We start from the raw sequence: 12,130 nt of genomic DNA on the forward strand, positions 1-12,130 counted from the left end.
TGTGACCGGCGTTCGAAGGCCGCTAGGTTCTGCCGTTACCCCGCCGTTATGCGAAAGGTGCAACCTCATGCGTTCCGGGAACGGCCGCCACAGACGCCCCCGACAAGTGCCCGCACTTGTCGTCACCGCCGGAGTCACCGGCACCGCCCTCGCCCTGCCGCTGCTCGCCGCCACCGGCGCGAGCGCCGCGGAGACCTCCACGTGGGACAAGGTCGCCGAGTGCGAGAGCGGCGGCACGTGGAGCGCCAACTTCGGCAGCGGCTCGTACGGCGGGCTGCAGTTCAGTCAGGAGCAGTGGAAGAACGCCGGCGGGCTCGACTTCGCCGAGCGCGCCGACCTCGCCAGCCGCTCCCAGCAGATCGCCGTGGCCGAGCGGGTCCTGGCCTCCCAGGGCCCACAGGCGTGGCCGCTGTGCGGGGTGCCGGCCGGTCTGACGCAGGACGCGCCCGCCGCCGTGGTGGACCCGGGCCTGCCCGCCGGGTCCGGGTCCGTCGCGCCCACTCCGTCCCGCCCGGACGACGCGGTGCCCCACACGGGCTCGGGCAAGCCGTCCACGGACTTCGGGGCCCCGACGCAGCAGATCCCGGCCCCGTCGGACTCGCCGCTGCCCGACTATCCGATCGGCGTGCCCGGCGAACTGCCCGTCATGCCCTCGCCGGACCTCCAGACGTCGCCTCCCGGACTCCCGGGCGACCCGACGGCTCCCACGAGCCCGGTGGACCCGACCGCACCCGTGGACCCGACGGCTCCGGCGGACCCCGCGACTCCGGCGCCCCCGTCCGCGGACCCGACCGCACCCGTGGACCCGACGGCTCCGGCGAACCCGTCCGGCCCGGGCGACTCCACGAACCCGACGAACCCGGGTAATGCGGAGAACCAAGCCAACCCGGCCATTCCGGTCAACCCGGTTGATCCCACCGCCCCGACGGCTCCGGCCGCACCCGGCGAGTCCACCGCCCCGAGCGACCCGGCGGCCCCCGGCGCGACCGAGGGCAGCGGCAGGCACCGCGGCCCGGCCGCCGTCGAAGCGCCCGTCGCGCCTGACGCCGCGTCGGACCCGACGTACACCGTGAAGGAAGGCGACAGCCTCATCGCGATCGCGGACGCCAACGGAGTGAAGGGCGGCTGGAAGGGGCTCTATGAGGCCAACGAGCAGGTCATCGGCGGCGACGCGGACCTGATCAAGCCCGGTCAGAACCTGGATCTAACGCATCAATAAGGGCACTTAAGGCGCCCGGAACCAGCTGATTGTCCGTTTTCTGTAAGTGAGACATGTGTCTCTCTAGGCCAACTGGCGTGTCTGGTTCGGAGGGTTCTGCAAACCCCGCTCTCACCTGCGCAAACACCCTTCGGGGGAGCGCAAGTAGGCACCCTTTCCCCCCGATGTCCCTCGTTGAACATCGGGGGGAGACCTGTCTACCTTCTGAATCGCCCGCCACCGCGGGCTCCTTCGACCGCATCGCCGAATCCTGCCGGCGGACGGAGGGAACACTCGTCGCGTAAAGCGCCGAAGGCAGGAGCGGGGGAACCAAGGTAGGCGCCGGAACCGGCCGTTGAGAGACGGTCATGGAACCGGCTAGGGGTTAAGCCGAGCGCTAGGTCGCTCGGCCGGGCACTCACTCGCCCGAACCCGACAGCTCACCTCGTAGGCGTCGGTGAGGAGAACTCCATGCTGCTTTCGGGCAAGGGCAAGCACCGTCGCGGTTCCAAGGCCGTCCGCATCGTCACGCTCGCCGGTGTCGCCGGTGTCGCCGTCGCGGCTCCGCTGATGGCCGCGGGCACCGCCTCGGCCGCGACCGCTTCCGAGTGGGACCGCGTCGCCTCGTGCGAGTCCGGCGGCAACTGGTCCATCAACACGGGCAACGGCTACTACGGCGGCCTGCAGTTCTCGTCCTCCACGTGGGCGGCGTACGGCGGCAAGGCGTACGCCTCGCAGGCCAACCAGGCCTCCAAGTCGCAGCAGATAGCCATCGCAGAGAAGGTCCTCAAGGGTCAGGGCAAGGGCGCCTGGCCGTCCTGTGGCGTCGGCCTGTCGAACTCCTCCTACACCGGCGGTTCGGCGCAGGCCCCGGCCAAGCCGAAGGCCCAGCCGAAGCCCGCGCCGAAGCAGGAGAAGAAGGCCGAGCCGAAGAAGGAGACCAAGCGCGTCGAGGCTCCGACCACCCGCTCCGACCGCCCGGCCGCCGCGCCGACGTCCGAAGCCCCCAAGACGGGCAACGGCTCCTACGCGGTCAAGTCCGGCGACACGCTGGGTGCGATCGCCGACGCGAACAACGTGTCCGGTGGCTGGGAGAAGCTCTACGAGCTCAACAAGGACATCGTCTCGGACGCCGACCTGATCTTCCCGGGCCAGAAGCTGAAGCTCAGCTGAACCCGAAGGTGAGGCCGGAGCTGAACCCCGGCTGAAACCTGTGGGAACGGTCGTGGCCGCTTTCGCGACACGCAGTAGTTCCACCGCGCAATTCCACCGCCCGGCGCGCAACCCCCTTCGCGCCGGGCGGTGCTGTGTGCGGGTGGCTCCGGCCTGACGGTGCCTCCGGAAAGCCGGTGATCAAGGGTCCTATGTCCTGTAAGAGGGGCATTCAGGCCCTTTTTCGTCCCAGCCCCCGGGCGGTCGGCCGGCCGAGTGCCCAGAGCCGGTTAGGCTCTAAGCGGCAAGGCCATCCCACGGCCTGACACGCCACCGCACACCCAGCGTCACATCCCAGAAGGAGATGCTCGTGCCGTCCATCGACGTCGTCGTAGCCCGGGAAATCCTGGACTCCCGAGGCAACCCCACGGTCGAGGTCGAGGTGGGCCTCGACGATGGCAGCACCGGCCGTGCTGCAGTCCCGTCCGGCGCCTCCACCGGAGCGTTCGAAGCCGTAGAGCTCCGTGACGGTGACCCCAACCGCTACATGGGCAAGGGCGTAGAGAAGGCCGTCCTCGCCGTCATCGAGCAGATCGGCCCGGAGCTCGTCGGCTACGACGCCACCGAGCAGCGCCTGATCGACCAGGCGATGATCGACCTGGACGCCACCGAGAACAAGGGCTCCCTCGGAGCCAACGCCATCCTCGGTGTCTCCCTCGCCGTGGCGCACGCCGCGTCCGAGGCCTCGGACCTGCCGCTCTTCCGCTACCTCGGCGGCCCGAACGCGCACCTGCTGCCCGTTCCGATGATGAACATCCTGAACGGTGGGTCGCACGCCGACTCCAACGTCGACATCCAGGAGTTCATGATCGCCCCGATCGGCGCGGAGTCCTTCTCCGAGGCCCTTCGCTGGGGTGCCGAGGTCTACCACACCCTCAAGAAGGTCCTGCACACCAAGGGCCTCTCCACCGGTCTGGGCGACGAGGGCGGCTTCGCGCCGAACCTGGAGTCGAACCGCGCCGCGCTCGACCTCATCGTCGAGGCGATCAAGCAGGCCGGCTACGTCCCGGGCACCCAGATCGCGCTCGCGCTCGACGTCGCCGCGTCCGAGTTCTACAAGGACGGCAACTACGAGTTCGAGGGCAAGTCCCGCTCGGCCGCCGAGATGACCGACTACTACGCCGAGCTCGTCGAGGCGTACCCGCTCGTCTCCATCGAGGACCCGCTCTTCGAGGACGACTGGTCGGGCTGGAAGACCCTCACCGACCGCCTGGGCTCCAAGGTCCAGATCGTCGGCGACGACCTCTTCGTCACCAACCCCGAGCGTCTCGCCCGCGGCATCGAAGAGGGCTCGGCGAACGCCCTGCTCGTCAAGGTGAACCAGATCGGTTCGCTGACCGAGACCCTGGACGCCGTCGAGATGGCCCAGCGCAACGGCTTCAAGTGCATGATGTCGCACCGCTCCGGTGAGACCGAGGACGTCACCATCGCCGACCTCGCGGTCGCCGTGAACTGCGGCCAGATCAAGACCGGCGCCCCGGCCCGCTCGGACCGCGTCGCCAAGTACAACCAGCTGCTGCGCATCGAGGAGATCCTCGACGACGCCGCGGTGTACGCGGGCCGCAGCGCGTTCCCGCGCTTCAAGGGCTGATCGGTCCTTTAGGGCGCAAGCCTCCCTACGTCCCCGCACTCGGTCCCGTACCGTGTGCGGGGACGTAGTGCGTCGTGCGCATATAGGGGAGGCGGATCAATGGCCGGGAACCGGGACCGGTTCGCCACGTTCTCGACCGCGACCAGGCTCAAGCAGCTCGGTGAGCGGACCGCGGCGCACGTGTACCGCTCGCAGTCCCGCAGGCAGGTCCGCCGCAGCCGGCTCACCGGCCGGGCCGCGCTGCTCGTGCTCGTCCTCTGTACCCTGGTCGTCGCCCTCGCGTATCCGATGCGCCAGTACGTGTCCCAGCGCTCGGAGATCGCGAAGCAGCAGAAGGACGCCGTCTCCGCGCGGGACCGGCTGGAACGGCTGCGTGACGAGAAGGCCCGCTGGCAGGACAACGCGTACGCCGAGCAGCAGGCGCGCAAGCACCTGCACTTCGTCCGGCCGGGGGAGATCAGCTACATCATGACCGACCCCGGTGCCGGCGGCGCCGAGCACCGCCGCGCCGGACAGGCCGCAACCGACCGGCCCTGGTACTCCAACGTCTGGGACGGCGTCGACAAGGCCGACCGCCCGGGCGACTGAGTCCCACCCATCCACGAGAACGAAAAGACTTCCTCCAGGCATGCAGACGCCCCCGCCCCAGACCGACCGGACCGAGCCGACCGCCGCCGACATCGAGGCGTTCGAGCAGCAGCTCGGCCGCCCCCCGCGCGGGCTCCGCGCCATCGCGCACCGCTGCCCCTGCGGGCAGCCGGACGTGGTGGAGACCGCCCCGCGGCTCCCCGACGGCACCCCCTTCCCGACGCTGTACTACCTGACCTGCCCGCGCGCCGCCGGTGCGATCGGCACGCTGGAGGCCAACGGCGTGATGAAGGAGATGCAGGCCCGCCTCGCCGTGGACCCGGAGCTGGCCGCGGCCTACCGGGCCGCGCACGAGGACTACATCACCCGACGCGACGCCGTCGAGGTGCTCCAGGGCTTTCCGAGCGCCGGCGGCATGCCGGACCGGGTGAAGTGCCTGCACGTGCTGGTCGGCCACTCCCTGGCCGCCGGCCCGGGCGTGAACCCGTTCGGCGACGAGGCCCTGGCGATGCTGCCCGAGTGGTGGGCCAAGGGCGCCTGCGTCACCCCGTGCGGCGAGAAGAAGGCCGAAGCGACGGCCGAAGCGACGGCCGAAGCCAAGGCCGAAGCGACCGAGGCCGGCGCGTGACCCTCGTCGCGGCCGTCGACTGCGGTACGAACTCCATCCGGCTCCTCGTCGCGGACCTCGATCCCGCCACCGGCGAGCTGATCGAGCTGGACCGCCGGATGATCGTCGTCCGGCTCGGCCAGGGCGTCGACAAGACGGGCCGGCTGGCACCGGAGGCGCTGGAGCGCACCTTCACCGCCTGCCGCGAGTACGCGGCGGTCATCAAGGAGCTCGGCGCCGAGCGGGTGCGCTTCGTGGCGACCTCGGCCTCCCGGGACGCCGAGAACCGGGACGAGTTCGTCCGGGGCGTCCTGGACATCCTGGGCGTCGAGCCCGAGGTGATCAGCGGGGACCAGGAGGCCGAGTTCTCCTTCACCGGCGCCACCGGTGAACTCACCGGCCGCACCGACCTGGAGCGCCCCTTCCTGGTGGTGGACATCGGCGGCGGCTCCACGGAGTTCGTGGTCGGCACCGAGCACGTCGGGGCCGCCCGTTCCGTCGACGTGGGCTGTGTCCGGATGACCGAGCGCCACCTGACGGTGGACGGGGTCGTCACCGACCCGCCGACCGGGGAGCAGATCGCCGCGATACGGGCCGACATCGAGGCCGCGCTGGACCTGGCCTCCGAGACCGTCCCGCTCGCCGAGGCGCGCACGCTGGTGGGCCTGGCCGGTTCGGTGACCACGGTCGCCGCGATCGCGCTGGGCCTGGAGGCGTACGACTCGGAGCGGATCCACCACTCCCGGATCCCGTACGAGACGGTCCGCGAGGTCAGCGAGCGGATGCTGACGCTGACGCACGCCGAGCGCGCGGCCATCCCGGTGATGCACCCCGGGCGGGTCGACGTGATCGGCGCGGGCGCCCTGGTCCTGCTGGCGATCATGGAGCGCGTCGGCGCCTCGGAGGTCGTGGTCTCGGAGCACGACATCCTCGACGGCATCGCCTGGTCCATCGCCTGACGACCCGCTCGAACGCACGGCCAGGTGCCCCCGGCGGATCCCGCCGGGGGCACCGCCGTTCCCCGGACCGGCCACAGCGGGGCAGACGGCCTAGCCGTCCAGCCGGACCGGCATCAGGAGCGAGAACGTCTCCTCGTCGTCGGGGCGGCGGACCACCACGGGGGCCTTCGGGGCGCCGAGCTCCAGGATCAGCCGGTCCCGGTTGCCGGCGGCGAGGGCGTGCAGCAGGAACGCGCGGTTGAGGCCGACGCCGGCCGGGTCGTCGTCGCCGTCGTCGCAGAGGGACACCGCGCCCCCGTCGGTCACCTTGAGCACGCTGACGTCGCCGGTCGCGCCGTCCTCCTCGCGCTCGGTCGGGCGGACGGGGCCGTTTTCCAAGGCCTCGCGGAAGGCCCGTACGTCGACCGGGACCCGGCGCCCCGCCGGCAGGCTGACGAGGCGGCGGTAGTCGGGGAACTCGTGGCCCAGGCAGCGGCCGGCCGCCTGACGGTCCGCCGTCCGCGTCTCCAGGGCCACGCGGTCACCGTCCACGGTGAGCACGACGGGGGCGGCGTCGTCGCTCAGCAGCGCCCGCATCGCGTCGGCGAGCGGGGCGGGTACGAGGAGCTGCAGACGGGGTCCCGTGTGGCCGGTGGCGCCGGCGCGGGCGACGGCCAGGCGGTACCGGTCGGTGGCCACCACGCGCAGCGCCTCGCCCTCGATGTCGAACAGGATGCCGCCGAGCACCGGCAGCTCCCGGTCGGCGGAGACGGCGAACCGGACCGCGTCCAGCGCGGCGGCCAGCTCCGGTCCGGACACGGTGAGCCGGGCGGTCGGGGTGGCGGTGGCGGTCGGACGGGGCGTGCTCGCGGACGCGCCGTTTGACGTGCCGTTGGACGTGCCGATGGACGTGATCATGGGGTTCTCCCTGCCTTCGAGTAGCGCGCTGATCGCGGAGAACTCGCTGCGGGCATCGGACAGACCCCGTTCGAGCCGGAGCAGGTGCGCCCGGAGCAGGCCGCGCACCAGGTCGGTGTCCGCGCCGGCCCAGCCGGCCAGTACGAGCCGGATGTCCGCCATGGGCATGCCGGCCCGTCGGAGCCGGGCCAGCAGCCCGGCTTCCCCGACCTGCTCGGGCCCGTACCAGCGGTACCCGCTCGCCGGATCCACCCGTACGGGAACCAGCACGCCGGCCCCGTCGTAGAACCGCAGGGCACTCACGCTCAGGCCGCTGTCACGGGCCGTCTCGCCGATACTGCGCATCTCGTTCTCCACGCCCCGAACCCTGCTGCCTCGACCAGGTAGAGGGTCAACCGCAGGGGGTCGGCAGCCGTTCGGGGGGCCGTTCGGGGGTCTTGGGTCCCGCCGTCCACATGAACTTCGTGAAGTTCTTCACAAGGAAAAGGTGCCCGTGAGGGCGTTGGAAGAGTCTTTTGGGTGACTCGGGAGGCCCTCGGGCCTTCTTTTCGCTCGTGTTCGTGCGAATGGCGGACGCCGCGAGCCTCTGGCGGTAGGTATCCACGAAGCCGGTGGTCTACTCCGCTTGAGGGCCTGGAGGCCAGGTCGGGACTGGTGTTCAACGACTCCCGTTACACCCTGGTTCCCGCTTCGCGCCATGACCTCGGTCACGTGGGCCGCGGAGTGTAGCAGAGGGTCATCCGGTCCTTGTGAAGGGGCTCACGAGCGTCACCCCTTGGGGTGCTGGATACTCGTTCCATGAGCACCACGGAGCGTCCCAGGATCCTCGTTGTAGGAGGTGGGTACGTAGGCCTGTACGCAGCCAAGCGCATCATGAAGAAGATGCGTTACGGCGAGGCGACCGTCACGGTCGTCGACCCGCGCTCGTACATGACCTACCAGCCCTTTCTCCCCGAAGTGGCCGCAGGCAGCATCTCGCCTCGGCACGTCGTCGTACCGCTGCGACGCGTGCTGCCCAAGGCTGAGGTTCTCACCGGCCGGGTCACGAACATCGACCAGGACCGCAAGGTCGCCGTCGTCACGCCGCTGGTCGGCGAGGCGTACGAGCTGCCCTTCGACTACCTGGTGATCGCGCTCGGCGCCATCTCCCGCACCTTCCCGATCCCCGGCCTCGCCGAACAGGGCATCGGAATGAAGGGCGTGGAAGAGGGCATCGGCCTGCGCAACCACGTACTCGAGCAGCTCGACAAGGCCGAGTCCACGACGGACGAGGACGTCCGCCGCAAGGCGCTCACCTTCGTCTTCGTCGGCGGCGGCTTCGCCGGCGCCGAGACGATCGGCGAGGTCGAGGACATGGCCCGCGACGCCGCGAAGTACTACTCCAGCATCAAGCGCGAGGACATGCGCTTCATCCTGGTCGACGCGGCCGACAAGATCCTTCCCGAGGTCGGGCCCAAGCTCGGCACCTGGGGCAAGGAGCACCTCGAGTCGCGCGGCATCGAGATCTACCTGAACACCTCCATGGACTCCTGCGTGGACGGCCACGTGGTGCTGAAGAACGGCCTCGAGGTCGACTCCAACACCCTCGTGTGGACCGCCGGCGTGAAGCCCAACCCGGTGCTGGCCCGCTACGGCCTCCCGCTGGGCCCCCGCGGCCACGTGGACGCCGAGCCGACCCTCCAGGTCAAGGGCACGGACTACATCTGGACCGCCGGCGACAACGCCCAGGTGCCCGACCTCGCCGCCCGCAAGGCCGGCGTGGAGAACGCCTGGTGCCCGCCGAACGCCCAGCACGCGCTGCGCCAGGCCAAGGTCCTCGGCGACAACGTCATCTCGGGCATGCGGGGCTTCCCGCAGACCGAGTACTCGCACTCCAACAAGGGTGCGGTGGCGGGCCTCGGCCTCCACAAGGGCGTGGCGATGATCGTCATGGGCGGGATGAAGATCAAGCTCAAGGGCCGGCTCGCCTGGTACATGCACCGTGGCTACCACGGCATGGCCATGCCGACCTGGAACCGCAAGATCCGCGTCTTCGCCGACTGGACCCTCGGCATGTTCCTCAAGCGCGAGGTCGTCTCCCTCGGAGCCCTGGAGACCCCCCGCGAGGAGTTCTACGAGGCCGCCAAGCCGGCTCCGGCCGCCGTGGCCCCGGCCCAGAAGGCCAAGGCCTCCTGACCACCCCGTAGGACCCGGCAGGACCAGCGGTACCAGCAGGACCAGTAGGACCCAGCGCGTCCCGAAGGGGCCGCCCGCCATCCGTGGTGCGGGCGGCCCCTTCGGCATATTCGGGATCGGATCCGGGTATGCCGTGCGGTCGGAACTTGTCTGAGCTTGTTGGAGGGTCCTGCATGAACGACGCCGCGCCGCGGCTGGCCGCTTCAGCCGAAACCCTGCTGGGGGCCCCTCTCCCCGTCCGGATCCGGGCCTGGGACGGCAGCGAGGCCGGTCCGCTCGGCGGTCCCATCCTGGTCCTGAACAACCGGCACGCCCTGCGCCGGATCCTGTGGAAGCCGGGCGAGCTGGGCCTGGCCCGCGCCTGGGTGGCCGGGGACCTCACCGTCGACGGAGACCTGTTCGAGCTGCTGGACCGGGTCGGCGGCGTGCTCTGGGAGCGGGACCGCGAGCCCGAGCCGGCCGCCGAGCACGCCGGGCCCGCCGCCCTGCTGCGCGATCCGCGCGCCCGGGCCGCCGTACGCGGCCTCGTGGGCCTGGCGCGGCCGTGGATCAAGCCGGCCCCGCCGCCCGAGGAGGCCCGCCCCCGCGGCGGCCCCCGGCAAATCCGGCACAGCAGGGTCAGCGACCGGCGGGCCATCAGCCACCACTACGACGTGGGCAACGCGTTCTACGAGCGGGTGCTCGGCCCGTCGATGGTGTACTCCTGCGCCTACTGGACCCCCGGCGGGAGCCTGGAGGACGCCCAGCGGGACAAGCTGGACCTGGTCTGCCGCAAACTCGCCCTGGGTCCCGGGGACCGGCTCCTGGACGTCGGCTGCGGCTGGGGCTCGATGGCCCTGCACGCGGCCCGGGAGTACGGGGCCAAGGTCACCGGGATCACGCTCTCGCGCGAACAGGCCGCCTACGCCCGCAAGCGGGTCGCGGAGCAGGGCCTGGCCGGCCTCGTCGAGATCAGGGTCCAGGACTACCGGGACGTCAAGGACGGCCCGTACGACGCCGTTTCCTCGATCGGGATGGCCGAACACGTCGGCGCCGAGCGCTACCGCACGTACGCCCGCAACCTGTACGGACTGCTGCGGCCGGGCGGGAGGCTGCTGAACCACCAGATCGCGCGGCGCCCCGAACCGGACGAGGAGGCCTACCGGATCGACGCGTTCATAGACGCCTACGTCTTCCCCGACGGGGAGCTGTCCCCCCTGGGCACCACCGTCGGCGAGCTGGAGCGGGCCGGCTTCGAGGTCCGCGACGTGGAGGCGCTGCGCGAGCACTACGCGCTCACCCTGCGTGCCTGGGTGGCCCGGCTGGAGGAGCACTGGGAGGAGGCGGTACGGCTGACCTCGCCCGGGCGGGCCAAGGTCTGGCAGCTGTACATGGCCGCCTCGGCGCTCGCCTTCGAGCACAACCGGCTCGGGGTCAACCAGGTGCTCGCGGTGCGCACCGGGACCCGGTCGGCCTCCGGGTTGCCGCTGCGGCGGGGAACCTGGGGCGCGTAGGGACCGTACTGCGGCGGGTTGGACCTTGGAGCTTGCTGTCCCAAGGTCCAACCGTGTTCCTTGCCAAACGTGTCGCTGTTAGGGAGGGTTCCTCTCCCTGCTGACGTGCGCATCGGTGAACACTTTGTGTGGTGGTTCATCGCGCAATCGAACTGGATGCGTACCGCGACCGGGCAATACCTGCCTTTCCCGGATCTGGGTCATGTCGGCGGTGGATCAACGGCACAGTGGCGGTGTGAAGGCGGACGCGGGGCGCAAGTATCGTGCGTACCCCACCCGGGATCAGGACCAGGTCCTGACCGGGTGGGGTCATACGGCACGTGCGTTGTGGAACGTTGCTTTGGAGCAGCGCACGTACGTGTGGGATCAGCGCCGGTACACCCTGCGGTCGGTCGAGCAGTGCAAGTACCTGACCACTGCCCGTGCAGATGTCGACTGGATCGGTGACTTGCCGGCGCAGGCCGGGCAGCAGATCCTGCGCAGCCTTGACCGGGCGTACGACAACTTCTGGGACCCCGGGCATCCGGCCCGGTTCCCGGCCAGGAAGAAGCGCGGGCATAGCCTGTCGATCCCGTTTCCCGGGCAGGCGGTGGAGTTCCGGAAGTTGAACCGCAAGTGGGCCGAGGTGCGTCTGCCGAAGCTCGGCTGGCTTCGGTTCAGGCTCTCCCGTGCCATCGGGGGGGACGATCCGCAACGCCACCGTCTCCCGGGACGGCAACGGCTGGCACGTCTCCTTCGGCGTCCACACAGGCCGCGAGCCGGACGCGCCGAACGGGAAGCCCAGCTGCGGGGTGGATTTCGGCGTCGCCGCGTCCGCGTTCGTGTCGACCGAGACCACGCCCCGCCTCATGCCGCCCACACTCACCGCCAACGAACGAAAGCGGCTTCAAACGCTGGAGCAGCGCAAGACACGGCAACTCGCCTACGCGAAGAAGCATCAGGGCGGGAAGTACGGCCGCCGGCTGCGTACGACGATCACCCAGATCGCGAAGCTCACCACCCGACGGGCCAACCGCCGCCAGGACTTCACGCACAAACTCACCACCGGCCTCGCCAACAACCACGGCCTGATCGGCATCGAGGACCTGCGCGTGAAAAACATGAGTAAGTCTGCGAAGGGCACCGTCCAGGTGCCGGGGAGGAATGTCCGGCAGAAGGCGGGGCTGAACCGGTCGATCCTCGATAACACGCCCGGTGAACGGCGGCGACAACTGGAGTACAAGGCCCGCATGTACGGAGCTGTACTCGTCGCCGTCCCGCCGTTCCACACCTCTCAGACCTGCGCCGTGTGCAGCCGGGTTGACCCCGAATCCCGCAAGGGATGCGGGGTCAACCCGGCTGTTCGCCTGCACATACTGTGGGCACGAGGACGACGCTGACCACAACGCCTCGATGGAGATCGAGGGCCGA

10 protein-coding genes, 1 pseudogene and 1 riboswitch are annotated in these 12,130 nt (G+C 70.4%); of the genes and pseudogenes, 10 read left to right on the top strand and 1 reads right to left on the bottom strand.

All coding sequences use genetic code 11. The features are described from left to right. Positions 1-106 precede the first annotated feature (106 nt). The 6 genes from AC6CKD_RS23440 to AC6CKD_RS23465 all read left to right on the top strand — a co-directional run bounded on the left by AC6CKD_RS23440 (position 107) and on the right by AC6CKD_RS23465 (position 6,155). Positions 107-1,219: a LysM peptidoglycan-binding domain-containing protein gene (locus tag AC6CKD_RS23440; protein WP_498329613.1), complete on the top strand. Its 1,113-nt coding sequence runs from the start codon at positions 107-109 to the stop codon at positions 1,217-1,219. Positions 1,220-1,495: 276 nt separating this feature from the next. Further along, positions 1,496-1,667, top strand: a riboswitch (cyclic di-AMP (ydaO/yuaA leader). 2 nt (positions 1,668-1,669) lie between these two features. Then, the gene (locus tag AC6CKD_RS23445; protein WP_498329614.1) at positions 1,670-2,371 is read left to right on the top strand and encodes a transglycosylase family protein; all 702 of its coding nucleotides are present in this window, start codon (positions 1,670-1,672) and stop codon (positions 2,369-2,371) included. 343 nt (positions 2,372-2,714) lie between these two features. Next, on the top strand, positions 2,715-4,001 hold the full coding sequence (gene eno / locus AC6CKD_RS23450; protein ID WP_356513069.1) for a phosphopyruvate hydratase: 1,287 nt from the start codon (positions 2,715-2,717) through the stop codon (positions 3,999-4,001). A 99-nt stretch (positions 4,002-4,100) separates the two neighbouring features. Continuing rightward, on the top strand, positions 4,101-4,589 hold the full coding sequence (locus AC6CKD_RS23455) for an FtsB family cell division protein (RefSeq protein ID WP_498329616.1): 489 nt from the start codon (positions 4,101-4,103) through the stop codon (positions 4,587-4,589). A 40-nt stretch (positions 4,590-4,629) separates the two neighbouring features. Further along, entirely contained in the window at positions 4,630-5,217 is a 588-nt protein-coding gene (locus AC6CKD_RS23460) for a DUF501 domain-containing protein (RefSeq protein ID WP_498329617.1), read from the top strand. Continuing rightward, positions 5,214-6,155, top strand: coding sequence for a Ppx/GppA phosphatase family protein (locus AC6CKD_RS23465; RefSeq protein ID WP_498329618.1), 942 nt, complete (start codon positions 5,214-5,216; stop codon positions 6,153-6,155). The genes AC6CKD_RS23460 and AC6CKD_RS23465 overlap by 4 nt, the downstream gene beginning before the upstream one ends. 90 nt (positions 6,156-6,245) lie before the next feature. Here the strand turns inward: AC6CKD_RS23465 and AC6CKD_RS23470 are convergent, their stop codons facing one another. Next, complete coding sequence (locus AC6CKD_RS23470) at positions 6,246-7,397, bottom strand: DNA polymerase III subunit beta family protein (RefSeq protein WP_498329620.1); 1,152 nt, start codon at positions 7,395-7,397, stop codon at positions 6,246-6,248. A gap of 453 nt (positions 7,398-7,850) precedes the next feature. Between AC6CKD_RS23470 and AC6CKD_RS23475 the strand changes: the two genes are divergently transcribed. The 4 genes and pseudogenes from AC6CKD_RS23475 (at position 7,851) to AC6CKD_RS23490 (ending at position 12,099) form a co-directional block, all read left to right on the top strand. Further along, positions 7,851-9,227, top strand: coding sequence for an NAD(P)/FAD-dependent oxidoreductase (locus tag AC6CKD_RS23475; RefSeq protein WP_498329621.1), 1,377 nt, complete (start codon positions 7,851-7,853; stop codon positions 9,225-9,227). 173 nt (positions 9,228-9,400) lie between these two features. After that, positions 9,401-10,720 (top strand): class I SAM-dependent methyltransferase, encoded by a 1,320-nt coding sequence (locus tag AC6CKD_RS23480; RefSeq protein WP_498329623.1) that lies wholly within the window; start codon positions 9,401-9,403, stop codon positions 10,718-10,720. A gap of 202 nt (positions 10,721-10,922) precedes the next feature. Continuing rightward, positions 10,923-11,036, top strand: a pseudogene (locus tag AC6CKD_RS23485) (hypothetical protein); the annotation flags it as partial. A gap of 352 nt (positions 11,037-11,388) precedes the next feature. Then, positions 11,389-12,099 (top strand): RNA-guided endonuclease InsQ/TnpB family protein, encoded by a 711-nt coding sequence (locus tag AC6CKD_RS23490; RefSeq protein WP_498329625.1) that lies wholly within the window; start codon positions 11,389-11,391, stop codon positions 12,097-12,099. Positions 12,100-12,130 lie beyond the last annotated feature (31 nt).

Source organism: Streptomyces sp. GQ60 (assembly GCF_059758875.1).